We start from the raw sequence: 22,567 nt of genomic DNA on the forward strand, positions 1-22,567 counted from the left end.
GTTGATGCTTTGACCGTGACCGTGACCGTGACCTTGACCGGGGTGGCGGGTTGATCATCGACGGGTGAGCGGCAATGCTGCCGGTGGAGGGGATGCCGGTGGCTCGGAAGCCGGATGTGTTCATCGGAGCGGTGACCCCGCAGGAGGGCGGCAAGCTGGCCCAGCTCGCCCGGCCGGGCAGGCAGCCGGTGCGGATGCGGCGGGCAGTGGTGGTGGCATCGGCGCAGCATCAGTCGGTGGTTTGATCGCGAAGCTGCTGCAGGAGTCGGAATCGTATGTGCGGCAGGTGCTTCACGACTTCAACGAGAAGGTTTCGACGCGCTGGACCCAAAATGGAGAAGAGGGAAATTGGTGAAGACCTATTGACGGGACCCCATTGATCGGTCCAGAGAATCTGGGCCCTGCTGGTGGGTTCCGCTCGGGACTGTGGATTAACGGTACCTCTCTGCTATTCGAGGCTTGACACAGAGATGAGCCGTTAGATCCACTCTCCCTCGGCGTCGACGTATCGGGAATCTCGGCACCGATCCCATGATCTGGGTGTTGTGCTGGTCGCAGTCCCGGACTTCCTCGTACGAGTAGGAGCCGCAGGACCAAGCTATCTCGGCGCTTGCGTGTCGCTGTTATCGCTCGGAGAGCCCAGGAAATGGGCCGCGTGCGAGGGGGTGTTCTTCTCCGGTGAGGGATTGCAGTGCTCGGGCGACGTCGTAGATGCCGGGGCGGTTGTAGGGGAAGAGGGTGTTTCTGCCGGTGCGGCGGTGGTGGCCGCCGTAGGCGTGGGAGACTGCTTTGCCGAACTGTCGTTCCACGTAGTTCAGTGTGGTGTAGCGGATTCGGGTGACGGTGAGGTGTTGTTCGGCAGCCCAGGGAAGATGCTTGCGGTATCGGCTGTGGAGGTTGTCGTAGCGGCGGTCGGTTACTGGCTGGCCTGTGTGGTCGCGCAGGACCTGGGTTGTGGTGCGGGAGCCGCCCCGGGCGTCGATGTGTTCGAGCAGATGCTGCAGGAGGGTGGGGGAGATGGGTTGCCAGCGCAGGTCGCCTGATTCCTCGCGAAGGCGAAGGGTGCAGTCGTCGCGGATGATGTCGTGGATGTGCAGGTGTAGGACACTGCGGCGGTGACAGGCTGTTTCCATGTGCAGGCGCACGATGAGTCCGTCGAGTTCGCGGTCGTTGCCTGTTGTTTCCGCGACGTCGGCGAGTTCGTGGAGTTGCTCGATGCTCAGCGGAAGTTTGGATCGGCGCGATTGCGGTGGCCGGGGGACTTTGCGGGCGGAGTTGTCCGAGGGGTCGATCAGGCCGTCGTACTCGGCGTAGCGGTAGAGGCAGTGCAGGGCGTCGATCAGTCCGCCGGCGCCACGGGCCTGGGTTGCGTTGATTCTGGGAGCAGCGCGGCGTTGGTGCTGCTTCACCAGGTCGGTGATCTCTGCGGTCGAGGGCTCGTTGAGGCGCCGGTCGCCCCATGCCTGTTCCACCACCCTCCAGTAGCCGCTGTAGGTGTTTAGGGTGCCGTCGGGCACTATTGCGGATATCCGCGCGATGTACTCGCGCACCGTCGGCATGGGCCACCGGCTGTGCCCGCCGCGGTGCACGACCAGCTCCAGTCGCTCGATGGTTTGTCGTAGGGATTCAGGTAGCTCGTCGGTGTTTATGCTGTCCTCCGCCGTCGGTTCGGTCCCCCCGAGCGGCGAGCTGTCGCCGGGGCGGTGAGCGTGCAGGTGGTAATGGAAGTTGCGTGGGTCAGGGGAATTCCAGCTCATGGTTTTCGAGTCCACAGATGTGGGTGTTGACGGTGCAGCATGAGATGCAGGCTGGTGGGCGGGTACAGCGCCAGGAGCCGTTGCTCAGGTGCGGCGACAGCCAGTAGCCGGTCACCGGCCTGGATGCGGAACGAGCGGCGGACCTCGGCGGGCAGGTGCAGATGATGTTGGGATGTCACCGCGTAGGGGCCGTCGCGGCACTCGGTCACGACGATCACCTCATCGGTCGTCTCGATCGCCAGGGCCTGATTTGGTTCCCAGCCAAGCTTTTTCAGTGGCGAGCTGTCCGATAACCGCCCGTTGCCGCCGATGGTGGTGACCGAGCAGTACATCGCCCGGGCGTGCTCGGGCACAGCGGGTGGTCCCGGCTTGCGGAACGGGCGGAACACAGGCTGCTGGGCAGCGACGGGATCGGAGCGCTTCGGGCTCGCGCCACCGAACATTCCAGAATCGACTGGCCAGTTCACACGTCTCCTCGTTGGCCGAGATCATTGGATGAATCCCCCACTGCGCCGCCTCCGACAGGCAGCGTTCCTTCCAGCATCCAGGCCACCGACAGCCTGGTCAACCGATACAAACCCCGATCCGCCCCATCCCCGAGCAGGCTGGATGCCGACAACAGCTTCCTGATTGCCCACACGTGTCCGGACTCGACTTCAACCACACGAATAGGGCACCCATGCCCTAGATCAGGGCAGGAATGCACCGTACCGGTGCGAAAAGGCCCACCTGAAGCAACAAAAAACGCGCATTCAGTGCATAGATGCACTGAATGCGCGTTTTTACGTGTCCGGAGGGGGACTTGAACCCCCACGCCCGATAAAGGGCACTAGCACCTCAAGCTAGCGCGTCTGCCATTCCGCCACCCGGACCGGTGTGCTCAGCAAGATTATCGGATCACTCCGCGTGGACCAAATCGCGGCTGGACCTGCGGATTCTCGAGCATGTCGGGATGGGTGGTCGGATGATTATCCGTGCGGGCGGGAGGCCGATGAGGCGCCGTTCGGTTTGGTGCGTCGCCGGCGTGTCGGGCTACGCGATGGAGCTGCTGACGTGTGGCTCGACCGCGCGGCCGAGGGTACCGAGGGTGACCGGGATGCCCGTCCGCGTGATCGCTCGCTGGTCGGACCCGTTGTGCTGCAGATACGAGTAGCCGGCACTCGGTCCCTCGCTGCCATGGGCCCAATGCTCGCCTCGGCCGAAGGCGCGTCAGCCAGCACGGACCGATGGGCGAGCTGCTCGGGAAACACCGCGCCTGTGCACAAGCGAACGGTGAATGCCAGCTATTCGCCTGCTCTGATCGGCCAGCGCGAGACGGGTCGGGGAGGGTGATGCCGTACCGAGTTGAGGAGGCGTCGCTAGCAAACAAAAACCCTCTGAGCTGGTCCAATGATGGGCTCTTCGGTGAGCTGATCCTTCCTGGGGCGACTATCGAGGGGCCGAAGCCGTAGAGGATCGCAGGGAATCAGGTAGGTAGCTACTCGCGTCACGAGGAAGATGTGCGCCCACACTCGACTGGATCCTCGAGGGCATACCGGCCTCGGGGGGAGGTGATCATGAGAAACGACTCGCAAGCACTTCTTGTCGCGGTGGCCATAGCAGGCCTGTTCGGCGCCGTGCCGGTATCCGTCGCGGCGCCGGAGCCGATTCCCACCGTGCCCGTCCCGCCCAGCACGGCGGGGCCGGTGTGGCCGGTGAGCACGCCGACAGATAGCACGCCGCCTTCGACTGGGGAAACGGAGCCGCAGACCACCACCAAGACGCCCGATCCCACGGCCACGGGGACGAATCCTGAGCCGACAACCACGACGACCGGGCCGAATCCGCCGACCACCACAAGCGAACCGCTCCGGACAACTGCGCGACCATCGAGTGCCGGCCCGACCCCCGTACCGTCCGAGAGTCCCGCGCCCGCGCTCGTCGCTCCGGCCACCGCAGAACTCGGCACCGCTATCACCGTGCGGGGCGAGCGCTGGCCCTGTGACCTGGTGCGGGCCTTTCCGGACTGGTCCGGATCGGTGACTGCCCAGGTACGAGGTGGCGTGTTCGATGTGCGCGTCGATGTGCCCGAAGGGGTCCAGCTGGGTTCGCACGCCATTTCCGCCGCGTGCGTCGGAGCCTCCCAGGGCGTTGCCGCGCGGACATCCATCGAGATGATCCACGCGCGGCTGGTCACCACTACCGACGAGCGCGCGAACACAGAGCCGTCCGGCGAGCGTCCACCGTCGCCGGGGCAAGCCGAGGACAGGGATCAGGACACCGGCATCGGCGACATACTCGGCCTCGGAGGGTTCCTTCTCCTCCTCGGCGCCGCGGCGCTGGTTGTACGCGGTCGCCGGAAACGCCCGAATGAGGCGCCGCGCAAAAAGGATCCGCGTCTTCCGCAGGTACACGTGCGGGTGGTCGCGGACGTCCCCCCGATGATCCACGTTCGCCAGGTCACCCGTGCTCCGGACGTGCGGGTACGGCTGCGGGCCTGCGAACCGTGGCTGAACGTCAAGGAGGTGCTCGGATGACGAGTCCAGCGTCGATGAGTGCTCGGTCGGTTCTTTTCCACAACGCCCCGCATGATGTCGAGGTGGGTGAGCTGGCCGAGCGCCTGCACGAAAGGGGCGCCGAACACCTGGCCCTGCGCCGGGCGCCGGCCGTGGCCCCGACACTGGGGTCGGTGGCGCTGCACGAGGTGGCCGAGACCATCGATGGACTGCTCGAGGTCGACCTGGGCAGTGTCGCGATCGGGGGTTGGCGCCGCTACGACCGGTTGCGCTCGGCGGCGATGCGAACCCGCGCCGGTGGAACCGAACAGGTCACGCTGTTCGAGCACGAGATCACCCAGACCTACAGTCCGTGCCTGGACGTCACCATCGACGGAAATTCGGTCGGGGAGTTCACGATAGAATTCTGCGTCGCGATACTGCTCCAGCCGCTCGCCGCCACCGTCCGCAACGGGATGCTGGCGGCACTGGGCCCCGGTGACTGCACGGTGGCGGTTTCGATCGGCGCGCCGGAACTCGGGCCGATCATGCGGCGCGAACGCAGACTGCACACGGCGACGATGATCGACCTTCGACGGCCCATACCCCTCGTCGAGCTGCCTTCGACCTTGCCCGTCGGGCGAGTATCCACGGCGCGCCCACCGCAAGCACGGTGGGCCGGTGGGTGAGTTCGACCGACTCCTCGCGGTCGGTGAGGAGCTGCGCAGTGTGGCGGTGGCCAGTGCCGTGCATTCGGCGCTGTTTCCGGCCGTCAGGAACCGAGCCCGTTCACGCGTCTTCTACTCGAGGTTTCCCGCGGTGCGCGGATACGAGCGCCGAGTAGTTCAGATCACCGATGCGGGGGAACGGGAAGGACCCCGCGGGCCCGCTCGATCCGCTCCGCGCATCGCACGAGAACTTCCACCGCGTCCGTTGGAGGGGTCTCCCGCCGCCAGATGGCGCGGAACCGGCGGGTGAGCAGTGCGGCGTCCGCGACGGGCACCCGCGCTACCCGGCCTGCGGTCAGCTCGGGTCCGGCGATCAGAGCGCTGAGCACCGCGGGCGCCATCGCGCCTCGGACCGCGCCGAGAATGGCTGCGGCGGAACCGAGTTCCGCGGCCGGGGGAGCGGGCGTGCAGTGCGCGGCGAGCATCTCCCACACCGTATCGCGAGTGCCGGACCCCGGCTCTCGCCACAGCAGCGGGGTGGCGGCCAGTTCGCGCAGCGTGACCGGCTCGGTGCGCCGCGCCCACGGATGGTCCGGCCCCACGATGACGACCAGGTCGTCGGTGCCCAACACCCGGCCGCTCAGACCGGCTGGTGGGTGTGGGCCCTCGACGAAACCGATGTCCGCAGCGCCCTCGCGCACCATGGCCTCCACCTGACGGCTGTTGCCGACCTCCAGCGCCACCACGGCGTCCGGCCGGACTGTCCGCAGGGCCGCCAGCCACTGTGGAATACGGTGATCGGCGATAGTTTTGGAGGCAGCGATGCGCGCCCGCGGAGCCCGCTCGGCATGCAGACCCGCGACGGCGTTCGTGAACACCTCCGCTGCCGCGAGCACCGTCCGCGCGTGCTCGACCACGGTGCGGCCCGCGTCGGTGAGCGCCGAACCGGTCGGGCCGCGATCGAGCAGCCGCAGCCGTAACCGGCGCTCCAGCGAACTGATCCGCATGCTGGCCGCCGGCTGGCTGATCCCCTGCCTGCGCGCGGCCGCGCCCAGACTGCCTGTCTCCGCTACCGAGACCAGCAGGTCCAGCACGGTGAGATCGGGAGTTTCTGGGCTCAAGGTCATAAGCCGAGCTTATGATGTCGGTGGTAATCGCGGTCTACCAGGCGGGCGCCGCTGCGGCCACCATCGGGCAGGTGAACACGCTGCACCGATTCGTCCCGGGCCTGGCGCTGGCCGCGTTCCTCGCTACTCTGTCCACCGTCGCCGGGCGCCTCGTTCCAGTGGTCGGCGCGCCGGTGACCGCCCTCACCGCCGGCATCCTCGTCGGCGCGCTCGCGCGCGGCGGGGGCACCGACACCGGGCGGTTCGCGCCCGGCCTGGCGTTCACCCGCGATCGCGTGCTCGCCTGCGCCGTCGTGCTGCTCGGTCTGGACCTGCCCGTCGACGCGGTACTCACCGTCGGCCGCGACACCGCGGTCGTGCTACTGGGCACGCTGCTGGCAGGCGCGGTCGCGGCGGTGTTCGTGGGCCGATTACTCGCACTGCACCGCGAGTCGGAGATCCTGATCGCGGCGGGCACCACCATCTGCGGAGCATCCGCCATCGCGGCGGTCACCGCGGTCATCGCGCCCGCACGGGACCGGGTGGCGTACGCGCTCGGCACCATCTTCGTCTTCAATATCGTCGCGGTGCTGGTCTATCCGCCACTGGGTCGGATGCTCGGCCTCTCGCAGCAGGCGTTCGGTCTGTGGGCGGGCACCGCGATCAACGACACCTCCTCGGTGCTCGCCGCCGGTGTGGCGTTCGGACCGGTGGCCGCGTCGTTCGCGGTGATCGTCAAACTGACGCGCAGCCTCATGATCGTGCCGCTGTGCATCGGGCTGCACTTCACCGAGTGCCGGCTGCCCCGCCCGGACGCCGCTGGAACAGCGCCGATGTGGCGCACCATTCCGCTGTTCGTTGTGCTGTTCCTCGCCGCCTCGGTGATCGCCGGAACCGGGGTGCTACCCGAGGGATGGACTGTCGCGTCCACCACGGTGAGCGGCTGGCTGGTCGCAGCGGTGCTGGCCGCCGTCGGCGCCTCGCTGGACTGGCGGCGCATGCGTGCCACCGGCCCGCGCCCGCTGCTCTACGGCGGCATCCTCGGCCTGGTGCTCGCCATCTCCGCCCTGCTGCTGCTCGCGGCGACCGGATGGACCTGATCACGTATACGGCCCTTCGGGCGAAGTTCGACGGCGAGAACTCGACGGCCTCGGCTCGAGAACGGGGTAGTGGGCCGGCGTGTCCCGGCTGCCGTCGACTCCGCCACCCGTCGATATGCCCCGCTGATGTACGAGCAGGCGGATTCACCTTCGGAGTACGGGGGTCAGCAGCGCTATGATCCGATCGGCGTATGCCGGGTCGAGTTGCGCGCCGCTGACGAGCAGCCGGTAGTAAAGAGCCCCATAGATCAGGTCGATGACGGCGTCGGTGTCGAGATCGTCCGGGAGTTCGCCATTGTCGATTCCGGCGGCGATGAGCACGCCCACGTCGGCGCGCCGGCCGTCGAGGAACCGTTCGCGTAATGCCGTGGCCAGTTCGGGGTCGTGCTGAGCGGCTGCGATCAAGGCGACGAACGGGCGCCTGGCCTCGGGGGTGTTCATCAACTGCGCCACGCGCCGGAGCTGGATCCGCAACCGGGTCAGGGCATCGCCGTCGGCGGGAGCCTCCATCCGGTCGGCGAAGGCGTCGGTGAAGGCATCCATCAGCACCGCAGCCTTGGTCGGCCACCACCGATAGATGGTGTTCTTGCTGACACCGGCCCGCGCGGCGATGTCGTCCATGCTCAGCCCGGGCAGCCCTCGGTCGGTCAGTAGTTCCCGCGCCGCGGTCAGTACCGCTGTGCGTGATCGCTCACTGCGTGGCCGTCCCGGCCCGCGTGCAACCTTCTGCTCTGCCACGGCGCAATCATATACTTTCAAATACGATATGGTCAGTATCGTAAATATGAGATGGTGAGGAGTGATGATCATGAGTGATCGAGTGTGGTTGGTGACCGGTGCGTCATCGGGATTCGGCTATGCGATATGCCAGGCCGTGGCGACGGGCGGTGGCCGGGTGGTCGCGACGGCACGCACCCCCGAGCGGTCGCAATCCCTGCAAGAACTGGCGGCCGCCCATCCCGGTCGCGTTCTCGTCACGCCGCTGGATGTCACCGACGGCGAACAGGGGCGGCGGGCGGTGGCGCAGGCGGTGGAGGCGTTCGGGCGCCTGGATGTGGTGGTGAACAACGCCGGTTACGGCGTCTTCGGCGCGCTGGAAGAGATCCCCGACAGCGCGGTGCGGGGCGCCTTCGAGACGAACGTGTTCGGATCACTGAACATGATTCGCGCATGCCTGCCGGTGCTGAGGGAGCGCAAGCGCGGCCATATCGTGCAGATCTCATCGGTGGCGGGTGTCGCGGCCCCCTCACCGGGCTTGGGTCTCTACGCGGCCACCAAGTTCGCCGTGGAAGGTATGAACGAAGGCCTGTCCAAAGAAGTCGCCCACCTGGGTATCGGCGTCACGATCGTCGAACCCGGCATGTTCGGCACGAATTTCGTTGCCGCACTTGATATCACCTCCGTCCAGCACCCCGACTACGCCGCCAGCGTCGAGGCGGCGCGCGAACGTCTGGCCGACCTCGACCCGAATGTGTACGGGGATCCCGTCCATGCGGCACAGCAGATCATCGCCGCCGTCGAATCTCCCACGCCCCCGTTGCGGCTGCCGCTGGGCCGGGACGCGGTCGCCGCGATCCATGCCAAACTGACCGAACAACTCGCCGAACTGCCCGAACCGGTCACTGTCGCCTGATCCTCGGCGGCCGGGTACCGCCCCTGCGTCGCAGCGAGCGGGAACCGTCGAAGGCAGACAGATGCCGTCGGCAATCCAGGCACCACTGGGTAGTGGGAATCACTCGAAGTAGGTGGATCGAGATCTCGCTGTCGCAGCCGCGGCAGCGGCCGTAGCGGCCTGAGGTGATGAGGCTGATGGTTCCATCGATGTCGGCCAACGCGTGCCGTGCGGCGACGGCCAATTTCTCGGCGACCTGCCGCCTGGCCATTTCCGCCGCGTCGGTGGGTTCGGCCGCACGATCGATCTCGGCTTCGAGTTCGGCCAGTTGTCGCACTCGGAAGCGACGTTGCTGATCCAGTCCGGCTCGCAGCGCCGGTAGGTGATCGGATAGGCGTTCGGGTGAGGCGGTGGGTGCGGAAGTCATCCGGGTCTCCAGGGCTCGTGGTTCGGAATGTGCTGGGCCGAGTCGGTGTCAGTGCGCGCCGGCGGCCGCAGCGGCCCGTCCGGCAGCGACGGTCACGGCGCGGATCCCGGGCACCGTACGGGTCAGGGCGAGGGCGATGCGCCGTTCGGATTCGTCGGCGAACCGGCCGGAGACGGTGGCGTCACCCTCCTCGACAGTGACCTGCCAGCGCCGTGCGCCGGTGTACTGGTCGAGCAGCGTCTGGGCATCGGCCGCGAGTGCGTCGTCGGGGGTGAGCATGATTCGTAACGCGTCGCCGCGGCTGAACATCCCGACCACGCGGCCGTCGGCATCGACGACCGGCAGACTGCGCAGTCCGGGACCCACCAGCCTGCTCATCACCTCGGCCAGCGCCGCGGCGCCGGGGATCGACACCGCCGGCGTGGTCATCACCGCACCGACCGTGTCGTCGAGTTCGCCTGCCCGCAAGAGATCACCGCTGGTGATCACCCCGATGAGGCGATCGGCCTGGTCGAGAACCGGCAACGCCTCGTAGCCCAGTTCGGCGAGCATCAGCGCCGCGGCGCGTGCCGGATCGTCATGCCGCACAGCAATGATCGGCCGTTGCATGACCTCACATACCTGCATGTTCCTCATGCCGTTCAACTCCGCTTCAGCTAGTACCGGTTCGGCTCCGAAGTCGGAACCGTTGTCGCTCCCGGCCGGGTGGGAAGTGTCGTCAGGGACGGGCCGAGCCGGCGCCGCCCCTGACGACGCGCAGGCCCTGGTGCAGGGCTGGTCTCAGTCGCTCGGACCTACCGGCATCGCCGACTCGACTCTTCCTGCCTTGCGACTGCTGCTCGATTCCATGATCGTTCGGTGTCGAGAAGTTCGGTTGCGCTGATCCGACAATCGAGGAGCCGGGATTTGTGGCGGCAGGACAGCGCGGACTCAGGCGTGGTCGGTGACGGCGAGTTCGATCATCATGGCAAGCCGTTTGCGGGGGTCGTCCAATCCGAGGTCGGTCACCTCGGCCATCTTGCGCAGCCGGTTACGCACGGTGTTCTCGTGCACGCCCAGTTGCGCACCCGCCTCTGCCGGGTCGCCTTGCGCCTGCAACCAGGCGCGCAGCGTCGCCACATATCGGGTGGAGTTCGTGCGGTCGTGGCGCCGCAACTCCGAAATCGGCCCCCGCGTGGGGGCGTGCCCGGAAAGCCCTGCGGTGCGCAACCGTTGGAGCAGGATTTCGTCCCATGACTCGTCGTAGGCGGGGGGCGCAGCACCCGATGATCGGGCCTCGTGCAGCGCCAGGCATTCGTCGGCCTCTCGGCGTGCCGAGGCCAATTCTATGGCCCGGGCAACACCGCTGATCCCGGCCAGCACCGTCATCTGGGTGGGCAGTGCCGCTTGTCGCTCGCTTATCCAGCGGCGTGCCGTCGCCGCCTGACCTGCGGGCAGCACGGTGTAGATGACGTCACCGACCAAGGCGCTGCGGCTCGAACGCGACCAGCCGAATCCGGATGTCGCTCGCTCGAAGATCAACAGCAGCGCGGCGTGCTGCTCGTCTGCGATCCGGCCCCGCAGCGCGAGCACCCGCAAACCCTCCGGCGCCAACCCCAGCCTGCTGGCCACCGTCGCCGCGTCCGCGGCGCCTTCCAATAAACGGATCACCAATTCGGATTCCACCTGACGTTCCAGGTCCGCGCTGGCCCGCGACCGCAGCAGATGCAGGGCCACCGTGCGCGCGCCGTCGGTCAGCGCCTGGTGTCGAGCCCCGTGTAACGGCGCGGGGCATGACACCCATACCGAGCCCAGCAGTTGCCGGCCCACGCGCACGGCCACGACCATCCGCCCCGTCATCGCGCGATCTTCCTGCGCGGGCACGAACAACGGTTCCGTCGAATCCGCCAAATGTGCGAAGACACCCTGCGTTTCGAACACCGCGCGCAACCACTGTGGCATCTGCCGCCCCAGGATCGTCTCCACCCGCGCGGGATCGAGGGGCTGCTGCGGCCGTGAATACGCCAGCACCCGAGACAGGCGGTCCTCGATCGTCACTGCTCCGCCGACCGCGTCGGCCAGGCTGTCGGCCAAGGCGAACAAATCGGTCGGACCGCGACCGGCTTCGGTCTCGCGTCCTTCCAGCACCAACCCGTAGACCACCGCGGCCACCTCACTCCAGGCCACCGCGGGGTCGATCACCAGCACGGCGACCCCCTCGATCTTCGGCTCGTCGTCGGTTTGCTCATCCCCGCGGAAGAGCACGACGACAGCCCGCGCCGCCACCGCCCAGTCCACCACCTCCGATACCGAGCGCGCCCCGATCCCCAGCAGCACGTCGCCCGCTTCCATCGGGTCATGCTCTGCTCCGTGAATCACCACACTGCGTAGGGGGGTGGACCGGGCAACCGAACCCAACCGCACACGGACCCCATAACCACCCAACACGTTCGCCAACCGGTCCAACGTCACCATGAGCCCCTCCGATCTCGAACTCGGCGCGACTGGTGGAAGGTCGTGGACGCGCAAGCCGGACCGCTCCCTCGGCCGGTGCATCGCCGTGAGCGCCGACGCGCGCCGGTGCAGGCGACCGACGCCCCGCCGACAGCGGCGAATACGGCCACGTCGCCGATGTCGGCGTTATCGGTGCCGGTCAGCAACGCGAGGGTGCTTCGGTCGGCTGGTTCGAACCCGTGGGTGCGCACGGCAGCACTGCCCGGTGCGGTCGGACCGTCGCGGTCGGCGGCGGATTCGTCGAACGATCGCGGATCGTGGCCGTACCGAGCGCGCGGGCCGACAGAGTCTCAGCGCAAACAGCGCCGGCACGAGCCCTTGCCACATATCGAACGGTACGCCTGCCAGGAGACCCAGCTGGTGAGATCACCTACTCCGCTCTTCGGTTCCGGCCTGCCGGTATGGCCGGGTCAGCCGCCGTGACCGGTCGAGGTTTGTTCGACGAGGGTTGCGGTGGCACGGTCGAGGAACTCGCAGAACCTTCTGTGCTCGTCGGGGGTGAAGCGGTCGGTGAGGGCGCGTTCGAGCACGATGACTTCCTGGTAGGCACGGTCGAGCAGGCCATGGCCTGCCGGGGTGAGAGTGGCGATGAGGACTTTGGCGTGCACCGGGGACGGTTGCCGGTCGATGAGTCCTTTGTTCTGCATGCCGGTCAGGACGGTGGCCATGCTCTGCTGGGTGACTCCGCACGCGCGAGCCAGTTGGGCGCCGGACATGGCGTCCTCGCGGGACAGAGTGAGCAGCACCGTGTATTGGGTCATGGTCAGCCCGTAGCCGCGCAGCACCGCCTCGTGGTGGGCCATGAGCGCTTGCTCCGCGCGGCGTAGCCGGGTGCACACGTATTCCTCGACAGGCACATCGGCCATGACACAACTCCCTAAGTTGACTCAGGTATCTGATAGTGACTAGATTCCTATGTCAGGATACTGAGTCAACACAGAAAGTTGTATGTCATGAAGGCTGTTGTGCTGGACACCGATGACACTTTCCGGATCTCGGAGATCGATGAGCCTGTGGCCGGACGGGGTGAGGTCGCCATCCGCGTTGCCTATGCGGGCGTGCAGTACGGCGACGTGCTGGTGCGCACGGGGCATTTCCCGATTCCGCGCCCGTTCGTGCCGGGCTTCGAAGTCGCGGGCGAGATCATCGCGGTGGGGGAGGGCGTGGACGACGACAGGATCGGCGAGCAGGTCGTGGCGCTGGTGGGCGGGGGCGGTTACGCCGAGGTCGTGACCGCGCCGGCGGTACTGGCGATCAATGCCTCGGGCGTCGACGCACGCACCGCGGGCGCGTTCGGCTGGGTGACTCCGACCGCGTACGACCTGGTCGATACCGTCGCACGAGTACGGAAGGGGGACAGCGTCCTGATCCATGCCGCCGCCGGTGGTGTCGGGTCGCTGGCTGGGCAATTCGCCGCCGCCGCGGGCGCGAAGAGGATTGTCGGAGTCGTCGGCAACGCCGGTCAGCTCGATTACGCGCGCCGGTTCGGCTATCACGAGGTGCTCGAACGTGAACAATTCCCCGACGCCTTGGGCGAGGAGAGCTTCGACGTGATCCTCGACCCGATCGGCGGGCCCACTCGGGTCGCGAGCCTCGCCCGGCTCGCGGCGCACGGCCGGATCGTGGTCTACGGCAACATCGCCACCTTCGAGCCGGTCACCGTGTCGGCCAACGATCTGCTGATGCATGGTCAGTCGCTGATGACCTACAACAGCAATCTGGCCGGCCAGACCCACCCGCAGCGGCTCGCCGACAGTGCCGCTCGCGCGATGGCGCTGGTCGCCGACGGGTCGGTGCGCGTGGATGTCACCGCCGAATACACCCTCGCCGACGTCGAGACCGCGATCGCGAACCTGGCCGGCGGAGTGACTCACGGCAAGAGCATCGTCCGCATCGAATGAATCGCGTCCCCGATCCGGCCGGGACACTCCTCAACGATCCCGCGTCGGATCGGCGCCGTGCCGTCCGGCCACCGCATAGGGCCCTCTTGATCAAGCCGGCGGGTGAGCGTAGTCCACTACTCATTTGCGCGCTTACGCCTCGCGTCGCGCCGTGCGGAAAACGCTTACCGAGTAATACCGGCACCGCCGCCGCGCAGAATGACTCGGTGAGCGAGTAGGGAACTACCTGAATTCCAACTTATCGGACCGAGTACTTCGATTATCGTCGTGCCGACTGTACGCTGAGATCGTCGATCCGGAATCCGGCGTCATTCGCCGAATTCTCGACATTCCTACGAAATCCGCAGTTGCACGAGAGGGTCACTCGATGATCAATACACACAAGGTAGCCGCAGGAGACACTCTCTCCGCGATTGCGAAGAGATTCTACGGTCAGGCAGCGCTTTTCGAGCTCATCGCCGTGGCCAGCGGCGTTCCGGATCCCGATTCGATACGGGTCGGGACGGTGCTGATCATCCCCGAGGTGAACCGCAAGCACACGGTGGTGCGAGGCGAAACACTGTCTGGATTGGCAGGGCATTTCTATCGCCCGCAGAACTCGCATCTGTTCCCGTTGATCGCCGCGGCGAACGGGATCGACGCTTCCGGCCAGATCCACCCTGGTCAGGTACTGATCATTCCCGGCATCTCGTACGAAGTCGTTTCCGGCGACACGCTGTCCAAGCTCGCCAAGCGCTTCTACGGTGATGCCACGCTGTTCCCGCTGATCGCCGATGCGAACGAGATCCTGGACCCCGACGTGATTCACGTCGGCCGAGAATTGATCATTCCCCCGAAGAACTAGGAGAAAACCATGGCAGCCGAATGGCATACGGTCGTCGCAGGCGAGACCCTGTCGGGAATCGTCAAGAAGAAGTACGGCGATCTGCGATTCTTGCAGAGGATTGCCGACATCAACGGCATCGAGAACCCCGACTTCATCAGAGTCGGCCAGCAGATCATGCTCCCTTTGCGGTCCATCCTCGCCTCGGCGGGCTAGACCGGATGCCGAGTCGTCCTCGAAATCGCGGCGGCCTCCGATCGCTCACCTCGGGACAGCAAGGGCCACTCGCCGCCGCCGTCCGATTTCTGTCCCACCGATTTCGACTCGTCGGTGTGGAGCCAACGACGTAGTTCTTTGGCCGTCATATTGACGATGTTGTCGAATTCCGCACGCGTGCCCTTTTTGTCTGTCGTCATGATTTCAATCGTCCTGCCGATGAAGAGCGTCGGGTTTGTGCACCGCGTCACGACCGCTTTTCGCACTGCGCACGCGGTACTGCGGATCTTCCTCGGATGCCCGGACGGTCCGGCCGGCAGCTTCGGTGTCGGATGTGATCACCTCTTCCACCTCGCCTTCGGCGGTACTGCCGTGGCTCTTCCATTCCACTTTGTCACCTTTGCTGAAGGATCGCTTGCTCATGGCAGATTCCTTACCTATTCCCGCTTCCGACGTGCATGCGGTACCCCCGCTGGGACGCCGCAAACCGATAGCTGAAGCGATGCTGCATCGTTTGGGCGCGGGAGGAATCGCGGAATTCGAAGCCTGACGTGCGGGTCAGAGGAGTTCTTCAAATGTTCGTTCGAATCCCAGCGCGCCGCGACCGTCGGCGACCTGACGGTCGAGAAGGTTTTTCAACGGGGCGACGAAGTCGAGGGTGACGTTCGCGTCGCGGCTGGCGCGGCTGATCGCGTCCATTGCGGCTTTGTGGAACGCGATGGATTGGACCGGGTCGGTGTAGGCGGCGGTGTCGATGACGGCCCCCTGATGTGGCAAGGACTGGGCCATGGCGCCGACCCACGCGGCGGCTCGTCGGCCGAATTCGGCGGCGGGGACACCGACGGAGCGCATCATGGCCGCGCCGTGCAGGAAGCCGCCGAACATGGCGTACATGGTGGCGAGCAGGGCGAAGTCGTAGGTCGAGGCGAAGCCCGCGTCTTCGCCGAAGTATTCCGCGGCAGCGAGCAATTCGAGGGTTTCGCGGTGTGCGTCGAAGACCGTCCGGGAGCCGCTGTAGAGAATGGAGGCGCCGGGTTGGCCGATCATGGGTGGCACCGCCATGATTCCGCCGTCGAGGTAGTCGCAGTCGTGTCCGGCCGCCCAGGCGGCGAGTTCGCGAGCTTCGCCGGGGGCGGTGCTGGTCAGGTTGATCAATTGTCGGCCGGCCAGTCGCGCGGCGACCGGGTCGAGGGTGGCGCGCACCGAGGCGTGGTCGAGCAGTACGGCGATGATCGGGCCGTCGGCGCCGATCGCCTCGGTGACGGTCGCGGCGGTGGCGGCTCCGGCCGCGACGAGTTCGGCGTCTTTGCCGCGGGTGCGGTTCCAGACGGTTGTCGGCACGCCGGCCTTCAGGAATGCGGCGGCCAGCGCCTGGCCCATCGCACCGAGGCCCAGGATGGTCACCGGGGTCTTCGTGGTCTCCGCCATTGCGGGTTCAACTCCTTGGGTTCGAGAAACGTCCTGGTCAGCGCGCTGTGACCAAGAGTGCTCGTTGCCCGGCGGAGAGGCAAGTACCTACTATTTTGTCCGGTACTTACCAATTGGTTTGTGAGCAGGTAGCGAGGTGGACGGTGGGTGCGAAGCGATCGGGGCCGTACTTCTGCGGTATCGATGCCGCGATGGATGTGGTCGGCGGCAAGTGGAAGGCGCTGATTCTCTGGGAGCTGGATAACCACGGCGTGCGGCGCTTCGGCGAGCTGCGCAAGGGGCTGCCGGGAGTCTCGGAGAAGATGCTGATCCAGCAGCTGCGGGAGCTGGAGGAGGACGGGATCGTGAGCAGGACCGTCTACCGCGAAGTGCCGCCGCGCGTGGAGTACCGGCTGACCGAGATCGGCGTCGCGCTCAACGCGGCACTGGAGCCGCTGGGCGCCTGGGGACGGGACCGGATCGATCGGATCGGGGCGCCGCGAGTACATCAGGAGCCCTGAGGTGAATCCTTCAAAAGTGAATGTTTCACCCGGGCAACATCGTTCAGCGGAAGATCAAGCTACTAGTTGGTAACTTTGGTTACTTTCGTGCACACCCTGTGCAATTGACGCATAACCGAGCCCGTCGTATGTTCCACGTCACAACTTTTGCAAGATGTGGGTGGCAGCGCAGATGTCGGATGATGGGTATGACCTACGGGTCTTGCTGACGCGGGCGCTCCGCCGGATACAGGAGTTGGAGGCGCGGCCGCAGCGCGAGCCGATCGCCATCGTGGGTATCGGCTGCCGTTTTCCCGGCGGTGCGGAAACACCGCGGCAGTACTGGGAACTGCTGTCCTCGGGCCGCGACGCGATCATCGAGGCGCCGCAAAGCCGTTGGGCGGTAGCGGATTCGGCTCCGCGGCGAGCGCGGCGGCGGGCGGGCCTGCTGACCGGTCCCATCGATGCCATCGATGTCGAGTTCCTCGGCATCGCGCCACGCGAAGCGGCGTCGATGGATCCGCAGCAGCGGCTGGCGCTCGAAGTCGCCTGGGAGGCAATGGAAGACGCGGCGCTGGCACCGGACACTCCGGCAGCGGCCCGCACCGGTGTCTTCCTGGGCGTCAGCTGGCAGGAGTATCAGCGCACGATCACACCGGATTGGGTGAGTTCGGTGGACGCGCACACGCTCACCGGGACGATGTCGAGCATCGTCGCCGGGCGGGTGTCCTATGTGCTGGGGTTGCGCGGTCCCGCCGTGGCGATCGACACGGCGTGTTCGTCATCGCTGGTGGCGGTGCATCAGGCATGTCGCAGCCTGCGGGCGGGGGAGTGCGAGGTGGCGTTGGCGGGCGGGGTCAATCTGCTGCAGTCCGAACTCACGTCGGAGGCGCTGGCCCGCATGGGTGCGCTTTCCCCGGACGGGCACTGTCGTCCTTTCGACGCTCGCGCCAACGGGTATGTGCGCGGCGAGGGCGCGGGAATCGTTGTCCTGAAGACGCTTTCGCGAGCGATCGCCGACGGCGACGCGATCAGGGCGCTCATCCGCGGCTCGAGTGTGAACCACGACGGTCGTTCCATGGGGTTGACCGCGCCGAACCCGACGGCCCAGCGCGAACTGCTGCGCGACGCGCTGACCGACGCCGGATGTGCCGCCGACGAGATCGGTTACGTGGAGGCGCACGGCACCGGTACGCCGCTGGGCGATCCGATCGAGATCGAGGCGCTGTCGCGGGTTCTCGGTGCGCCGCGGGCGGATGGGTCGGTGTGCCTGCTGGGGTCGGTGAAGTCGCAGATCGGTCACCTCGAGGCCGCCGCGGGCGTCGCCGGGCTGATCAAGGTGGTGCTGCAACTCGAGCACGAACGCGTTCCGCGTCAGCACGATTTCGCCACGATGAATCCCAAGATCACGCTCGACGGCACGGCGCTGGCGCTGCCGACCCGCGATGTCATCTGGCCGCGCACGGAGCGGACGCGGCTGGCGGGCGTGAGCTCGTTCGGTTTCGCGGGCACCAACGCGCATGTGGTACTGGAGCAGGCGCCCGCACCGCAGCCGCGTGCGGACCCGGAAGGACCGGCGCTGCTCGCCCTTTCGGCGCGCACCCCGTCCGCGCTCGACATCCTGTCTCGCCGCTACGCCGAGCAGTTGGAGCGACCGGAGGTGCCGCTCGCCGATGCCGCCGCCACCGCGGCGCTGGGACGCACGCATTTCGTGCACCGTCGCGCGGTCGTGGCGCGAACGGCCGAGGAGGCCGCGCGCCGGCTCGCAGAACCTTCACCTCGATCGACGGACTCGATTGCGGGCAAGCCGCGGATCGCGATGCTGTTCACCGGACAAGGCGCACAGTATGCGGGGATGGGTGCGGCACTCGACCGCAGATATCCGGCTTTCCGCGCGGCGCTCGACCGTTGTGACGAGTTGCTCGGACCGCTTCCGGGCGGAATCCGTCTGCGGCCGCTGCTGTTCGAGGCGAACGAGGAGAAGCTGACCCGCACCGAGTACGCGCAACCGGCTCTGTTCGCCATCGAGTGGGCGTGCACCGAACTGTGGGCGGCGTTCGGCATTCGACCCGATGTCGTGCTGGGACACAGCCTCGGTGAACTGGTCGCGGCGACGGTCGCGGGGGTGTTCGACCTCGACGCCGGGTTGCGACTGGCCGCCGAACGCGGTCGGTTGATGCAAGCGGTGCCCCAGGGCGGGGCGATGGCGGCGGTCTTCGCCGCACCCGAGGAATTCGGAACGCTGTGGGAGGAACTCGCGGCGAGTGTGTCGGTGGCCGCGGTCAACAGCCCCGGACAATTCGTCGTCTCCGGAGCGGCGGACGCGGTGGAGCGGGTGATGCGAGCCGCCGAGGAACGGTCGATCCGCACGGTGCGGTTGCCCGGCACGACGGCGTTCCACTCGCCGCTGTTGGAGCCGATGCTGGCGGACTTCGAGTCCCGGGTTGCCGAGTTGGTGCCCGCCCCGCGCGTGGCGGCGATTCCGCTGGTGTCGAACGTGACCGGCGCGCGGCTCGAAGGCCCTCTGGATGCCGCGTACTGGCGTGCGCACGCTCGCGGCACCGTCCGTTTCGCCGAGGGCGTGCGCGCGGCCGCCGAGTTGGGCGTGGACGCTTACCTCGAGGTGGGACCGCATCCGGTGCTGCTGGAATTCGGGCGGCACGCCGATCCTGACGCCTTGTGGCTGCCGAGTATGCGCCGCGCGGCCACCGACGATGAGGTGCTGCTGACCGGTCTCGGCGCGCTGTACTGCGCCGGCGCGGAGGTCGAGTGGACCTCGGTGGTGCCCCCGGACGCGCGGCGGCGCAACGGTCTGCCCACCTATCCTTTCGAGCGAGAGCGGGTCACTGTGCCGATCGCGGGCACCTCTGCGCGCACCGGATACCTTGCCGAGCACCGGTTTCGGGACCGGGCGGTGGTGCCCGCGGCGGAACTGGCGCTGCGCGCGCTGCGCGCGGCCGGAGGCGCCGACGACGAGCTGATCGATTTCGTCGCCGCCCGGCCGGTGCCGCTGGAGGAACTGGCCGAGCCGCACGTGTCCGTCGCGGGTGACCGCACCGAAGTGCGCTTTCACGTCGACAACGGCAGTGTCACCGCGGTATCCGCAGCGGTTCGCGCCGTCGCGGGTGAAACGCGCGACCCCGGCGAACTGTCCGCGGCGCGGCTCGCGCCGACCACCGAATGGGATGTCGAAGACTTCTACCGTCGCTGCGCGGACGCCGGATTGACGTTCGGTCCACGATTTCGCTGGCTTTCGCGGTTGCAGCTGGGCGAGGGCAGCGTGCTGGCCGAATTGAAACGCCCGGCGGCACTGGCCGACGAACCAGACGCCTGGCTGCCCTGTCTGCTGGATGCCGCGGTGCAGACCGGTCTCGCGTTGGTGTCCAGGGACAGCGATACGGCTCGACTGCCGATTGGTATCGGCCGTTTGCGTTTGTCCAGCGTGAACGCGGGCGCCACTGCGTGGGCGCTGGCCGAGCGCACCGACCGCACGGTTCGTATCAGTGTTTTCGATACCGCCGGCGCGGTGGTCTGCGATATCGAAGACGTATGGTTCGCCGAGTCCGGCACTGCCGGGCAGTCCCAGGATCGGGATCGCATGTCCGGCCTCACTCACCGCCCGCTCTGGGAACCCGCCGTGGTGTCGCCGACCGGACCGGGCCCTGCCGCCGTGTTGGTGATCGGCGTCGGGCAACAGGCCGACCGGCTCGCCGCCGCCTTGCGTGCCGCGGGCACCGATGCGGTGGCAGTGGAGCGCACGACCGATCCGGCCCGGTGGCCCGCCGACGAGCGGGCAGTGATCTACCTGTCCGATGCCGATGCGGACGACACTGCCGAAGCGGCGCGTGTGGAAACGCGATTCGCTTTGAATGCTGTGCAGCGGATGGCTCGGGCAGTCACCGACGCGCCGCTGTACCTGGTGACCGTCGGGGCAACCGGAGCACTGTCCGGCGAATCCGTGCGCCCGGCCGCCGCGACCATGTGGGGACTGGGCGCGGTGGTGCGCACCGAGCTTCCCGAGTTGCGCTGTCGCCTGATCGATCTGCCCGACGGCGCGCGCTGCGACGACCACCGCCTGGTGAGCGAAATCCGTTCCGATGCGGCGGACTTCGCGATTGCTCTGCGCGGACGCCACCGCTACACGATGCGGATGCGGCCCTCCGATGAGTTCGGGGCAGTGCCTCAGCTGGATCGCGGCGGGGCGTATCTGATCACGGGCGGTCGTGGTGCGCTGGGGTCGACCGCCGCGCGCATCCTGGCGGAGGCCGGTGCGGGCATGGTCGTGCTCGCCGGTCGCAGCGCCCCTGGCCCGGAAGACGAGCAGGAGATGGCGCGGATCGCGGCCTCGGGGGCGGATGTCGAGACCGCGGTGGTCGACGTAGAAGACCGGGAGGCGTTGTCCCGGCTGATCGCTCGCTTCGGTCGCGAGCTTCCGAGGCTGGCCGGGGTGGTGCATTGCGCGGGTGTTCTGGACGACGCCCTGCTGATCGAGCAGACCCCGGGCCACATCGATCGGGTCTTCGCGGGAAAGGTCGGCGGCGCTTGGCACCTGCACGAGCTGACCGCGGACAGGTCGCCGGATCTGTTCGTGCTGTTCTCCTCGGTCAGCGCCGTGGTGGGCACGGCCGGGCAGGGCAACTACGCCGCGGCGAACGCGTATCTCGATGGCCTCGCCCGCCTGCGTGCGGCGCAAGGGCTGCCTGCGGTGAGCATCGCGTGGGGTCCGTGGGCGGGTACCGGCATGGCCGCAGGACTGAGCGACACGGCCCGCCGAGCGTGGGCACGCCACGGCGTCGCCGAACTGGCGGCCGAGGACGGTGTTCGAGCGCTGCGCTCGCTGCTGTCGGCCGAAGGAGTCGTCGCGGTATTCCCCACCGTCACGGACGTTCCGGCGGAGCGGGAGGCGATCGACCAGGGCGACTCGCAGGATGTTCGAACCTCGCGTGAGCCCGGCGAGCTGCTCGATCTGGTGCGCACCCACGCCATGACCGCACTCGGCCGAACGACAGCCGTTTCCGACCGCACGCCCCTGCGGGAACTCGGGCTGGATTCGATGATGGCCGTCGAGCTGCGCAACGCGCTCTCCGCTGATCTGGGAGTACGTCTTCCGGCGACCCTGCTGTTCGATCATCCGACCGTCGCCGCGGTGTCCGAGGAGATCGCCCGGCTCGATGCGAAGTCAGCGCCGGCGCCCGGTCGCACGGGTCGAGCGCAAGCCGCACAGCGACCGACCACGCGCACCTCTGAGCAGCTCACGCCCCCGGTATACCCACCCGAACTTCCGGTTACACCTAGTACACCGAACGTGGCGCAGCTCACAGCGCGCGAAACGAGCGCTGCCGCCGACGATTACGCCGACGCCATCGCGATCATCGGCATGGGCTGCCGCTATCCCGGTGGCGTGCGCGGCCCTGGCGACCTGTGGCACTTGCTCACTACCGAAACCGACGCGGTGACCGAGGTGCCCGCCCAGCGCTGGGATGTGAACGCCGTCTTCGATCCGGACCCGGACGCCGAGGGCAAGACCTACACGCGGTGGGGCGGCTTCGTCGACGGTGTCGAGGATTTCGATGCCGGATTCTTCGACATCTCCGTCGGCGAGGCGCGGATGCTCGACCCGCAGCAGCGGCTGCTGCTCGAAACGTCGTGGGAGGCCTTGGAACATGCCGGTTATCCCGCGAGCCGACTGGAAGGCAGCCGGACCGGCGTCTTCGTCGGTCTGATGTCCAATGACTACGCCGAACGGATGGCGCGAGCCGGTGTCGCGCCCGACGCCTGGTTCGGCACCGGCAATCTGTCCAGCGTCGCCTCCGGGCGGCTGTCGTACTTCCTCGGCGTGAACGGTCCGAGCCTCACCATCGACACCGCGTGCTCCTCGTCGCTGGTGACGGTGCATGCGGCGGTGCGCAGTCTGCGCAGCGGCGAATGCGATCTGGCGTTGGCCGGCGGTGCCACCGTAGTGCTCACGCCCTCGCTCGACATCTACTTCGCGCGGGCGCGCGGCCTGGCCGCCGACGGCCGGTGCAAGACCTTCGACGCGCGTGCCGACGGGGTGGTCTGGAGTGACGGGGCGGGGATGCTCG

Annotated in this window: 21 protein-coding genes and 1 tRNA gene; 10 read left to right on the top strand and 12 right to left on the bottom strand. The window is 67.4% G+C overall.

Going from position 1 to position 22,567, the window contains the following annotated elements:
- Positions 1-98: 98 nt before the first annotated feature.
- Positions 99-245: a hypothetical protein gene (locus ON29_RS35885; protein WP_157172801.1), complete on the top strand. Its 147-nt coding sequence runs from the start codon at positions 99-101 to the stop codon at positions 243-245.
- 378 nt (positions 246-623) lie between these two features.
- Here the strand turns inward: ON29_RS35885 and ON29_RS15520 are convergent, their stop codons facing one another.
- The 3 genes from ON29_RS15520 to ON29_RS15530 all read right to left on the bottom strand — a co-directional run bounded on the left by ON29_RS15520 (position 624) and on the right by ON29_RS15530 (position 2,629).
- The gene (locus ON29_RS15520) at positions 624-1,559 is read right to left on the bottom strand and encodes a site-specific integrase (protein ID WP_157172802.1); all 936 of its coding nucleotides are present in this window, start codon (positions 1,557-1,559) and stop codon (positions 624-626) included.
- Positions 1,560-1,753: 194 nt separating this feature from the next.
- On the bottom strand, positions 1,754-2,224 hold the full coding sequence (locus tag ON29_RS34760) for a hypothetical protein (RefSeq protein ID WP_157172803.1): 471 nt from the start codon (positions 2,222-2,224) through the stop codon (positions 1,754-1,756).
- 320 nt (positions 2,225-2,544) lie between these two features.
- Positions 2,545-2,629, bottom strand: a tRNA-Leu gene (locus tag ON29_RS15530).
- Positions 2,630-3,799: 1,170 nt separating this feature from the next.
- Here ON29_RS15530 and ON29_RS15540 point away from each other — a divergent pair.
- Both ON29_RS15540 and ON29_RS15545 read left to right on the top strand, forming a co-directional pair.
- Complete coding sequence (locus ON29_RS15540) at positions 3,800-4,273, top strand: hypothetical protein (protein ID WP_040866983.1); 474 nt, start codon at positions 3,800-3,802, stop codon at positions 4,271-4,273.
- The gene (locus ON29_RS15545) at positions 4,270-4,920 is read left to right on the top strand and encodes a hypothetical protein (protein ID WP_157172804.1); all 651 of its coding nucleotides are present in this window, start codon (positions 4,270-4,272) and stop codon (positions 4,918-4,920) included. Before ON29_RS15540 ends, ON29_RS15545 begins: the two co-directional genes overlap by 4 nt.
- 161 nt (positions 4,921-5,081) lie before the next feature.
- Here ON29_RS15545 and ON29_RS15550 read toward each other — a convergent pair whose 3' ends face one another.
- Complete coding sequence (locus ON29_RS15550) at positions 5,082-6,026, bottom strand: LysR substrate-binding domain-containing protein (RefSeq protein WP_040866985.1); 945 nt, start codon at positions 6,024-6,026, stop codon at positions 5,082-5,084.
- A gap of 11 nt (positions 6,027-6,037) precedes the next feature.
- Here ON29_RS15550 and ON29_RS15555 point away from each other — a divergent pair, with 11 nt between their 5' ends.
- Entirely contained in the window at positions 6,038-7,105 is a 1,068-nt protein-coding gene (locus tag ON29_RS15555) for a YeiH family protein (RefSeq protein WP_063825330.1), read from the top strand.
- 144 nt (positions 7,106-7,249) lie between these two features.
- Here ON29_RS15555 and ON29_RS15560 read toward each other — a convergent pair whose 3' ends face one another.
- On the bottom strand, positions 7,250-7,843 hold the full coding sequence (locus ON29_RS15560) for a TetR/AcrR family transcriptional regulator (protein ID WP_040866986.1): 594 nt from the start codon (positions 7,841-7,843) through the stop codon (positions 7,250-7,252).
- A gap of 70 nt (positions 7,844-7,913) precedes the next feature.
- Here ON29_RS15560 and ON29_RS15565 point away from each other — a divergent pair, with 70 nt between their 5' ends.
- Positions 7,914-8,738 carry an SDR family NAD(P)-dependent oxidoreductase gene (locus ON29_RS15565; protein ID WP_040867016.1) on the top strand — a complete coding sequence of 275 codons (825 nt, stop codon included), beginning with the start codon at positions 7,914-7,916 and terminating at the stop codon, positions 8,736-8,738.
- Here ON29_RS15565 and ON29_RS35890 read toward each other — a convergent pair.
- The 4 genes from ON29_RS35890 to ON29_RS15580 form a co-directional block, all read right to left on the bottom strand.
- Positions 8,725-9,144: a TraR/DksA family transcriptional regulator gene (locus tag ON29_RS35890; RefSeq protein ID WP_157172805.1), complete on the bottom strand. Its 420-nt coding sequence runs from the start codon at positions 9,142-9,144 to the stop codon at positions 8,725-8,727. The genes ON29_RS15565 and ON29_RS35890 overlap by 14 nt on opposite strands.
- A gap of 48 nt (positions 9,145-9,192) precedes the next feature.
- A complete protein-coding gene (locus ON29_RS15570) occupies positions 9,193-9,780 on the bottom strand; it encodes a CBS domain-containing protein (protein ID WP_040867017.1) in 588 nt (195 codons plus the stop codon).
- Between the two features lie 294 nt (positions 9,781-10,074).
- The gene (locus ON29_RS15575) at positions 10,075-11,598 is read right to left on the bottom strand and encodes a PucR family transcriptional regulator (protein ID WP_040866987.1); all 1,524 of its coding nucleotides are present in this window, start codon (positions 11,596-11,598) and stop codon (positions 10,075-10,077) included.
- A 449-nt stretch (positions 11,599-12,047) separates the two neighbouring features.
- Positions 12,048-12,503 carry a MarR family winged helix-turn-helix transcriptional regulator gene (locus ON29_RS15580; RefSeq protein ID WP_040866988.1) on the bottom strand — a complete coding sequence of 152 codons (456 nt, stop codon included), beginning with the start codon at positions 12,501-12,503 and terminating at the stop codon, positions 12,048-12,050.
- Between the two features lie 87 nt (positions 12,504-12,590).
- On the opposite strand from ON29_RS15580, the gene ON29_RS15585 reads away from it, so the two are divergent.
- From ON29_RS15585 to ON29_RS33875, 3 genes are all read left to right on the top strand, one after another.
- Positions 12,591-13,538, top strand: a complete 948-nt coding sequence (locus ON29_RS15585) for a quinone oxidoreductase family protein (RefSeq protein WP_040866989.1) — start codon at positions 12,591-12,593, stop codon at positions 13,536-13,538.
- 367 nt (positions 13,539-13,905) lie between these two features.
- Positions 13,906-14,382, top strand: a complete 477-nt coding sequence (locus tag ON29_RS15590; protein ID WP_051175251.1) for a LysM peptidoglycan-binding domain-containing protein — start codon at positions 13,906-13,908, stop codon at positions 14,380-14,382.
- Between the two features lie 9 nt (positions 14,383-14,391).
- Positions 14,392-14,577, top strand: coding sequence for a LysM peptidoglycan-binding domain-containing protein (locus ON29_RS33875; protein WP_051175252.1), 186 nt, complete (start codon positions 14,392-14,394; stop codon positions 14,575-14,577).
- On the opposite strand, the gene ON29_RS34765 is transcribed toward ON29_RS33875, so the two are convergent.
- From ON29_RS34765 to ON29_RS15605, 3 genes are all read right to left on the bottom strand, one after another.
- Positions 14,574-14,777: a DUF3140 domain-containing protein gene (locus ON29_RS34765; protein ID WP_083863549.1), complete on the bottom strand. Its 204-nt coding sequence runs from the start codon at positions 14,775-14,777 to the stop codon at positions 14,574-14,576. The genes ON29_RS33875 and ON29_RS34765 overlap by 4 nt on opposite strands.
- A 4-nt stretch (positions 14,778-14,781) precedes the next feature.
- Complete coding sequence (locus tag ON29_RS15600) at positions 14,782-15,000, bottom strand: hypervirulence associated TUDOR domain-containing protein (RefSeq protein WP_040866990.1); 219 nt, start codon at positions 14,998-15,000, stop codon at positions 14,782-14,784.
- 135 nt (positions 15,001-15,135) lie between these two features.
- Positions 15,136-16,005: an NAD(P)-dependent oxidoreductase gene (locus ON29_RS15605; RefSeq protein ID WP_040866991.1), complete on the bottom strand. Its 870-nt coding sequence runs from the start codon at positions 16,003-16,005 to the stop codon at positions 15,136-15,138.
- A gap of 143 nt (positions 16,006-16,148) precedes the next feature.
- Here ON29_RS15605 and ON29_RS15610 point away from each other — a divergent pair, with 143 nt between their 5' ends.
- Both ON29_RS15610 and ON29_RS15615 read left to right on the top strand, forming a co-directional pair.
- A complete protein-coding gene (locus ON29_RS15610) occupies positions 16,149-16,505 on the top strand; it encodes a winged helix-turn-helix transcriptional regulator (RefSeq protein WP_040866992.1) in 357 nt (118 codons plus the stop codon).
- 172 nt (positions 16,506-16,677) lie between these two features.
- Positions 16,678-22,567: type I polyketide synthase (locus ON29_RS15615; RefSeq protein ID WP_169332580.1), on the top strand; the 5,890-nt coding region annotated here is incomplete at its 3' end.

The sequence above is a fragment of the Nocardia exalbida NBRC 100660 genome (genome assembly GCF_000308575.1).
GTDB lineage: Bacteria > Actinomycetota > Actinomycetes > Mycobacteriales > Mycobacteriaceae > Nocardia > Nocardia exalbida.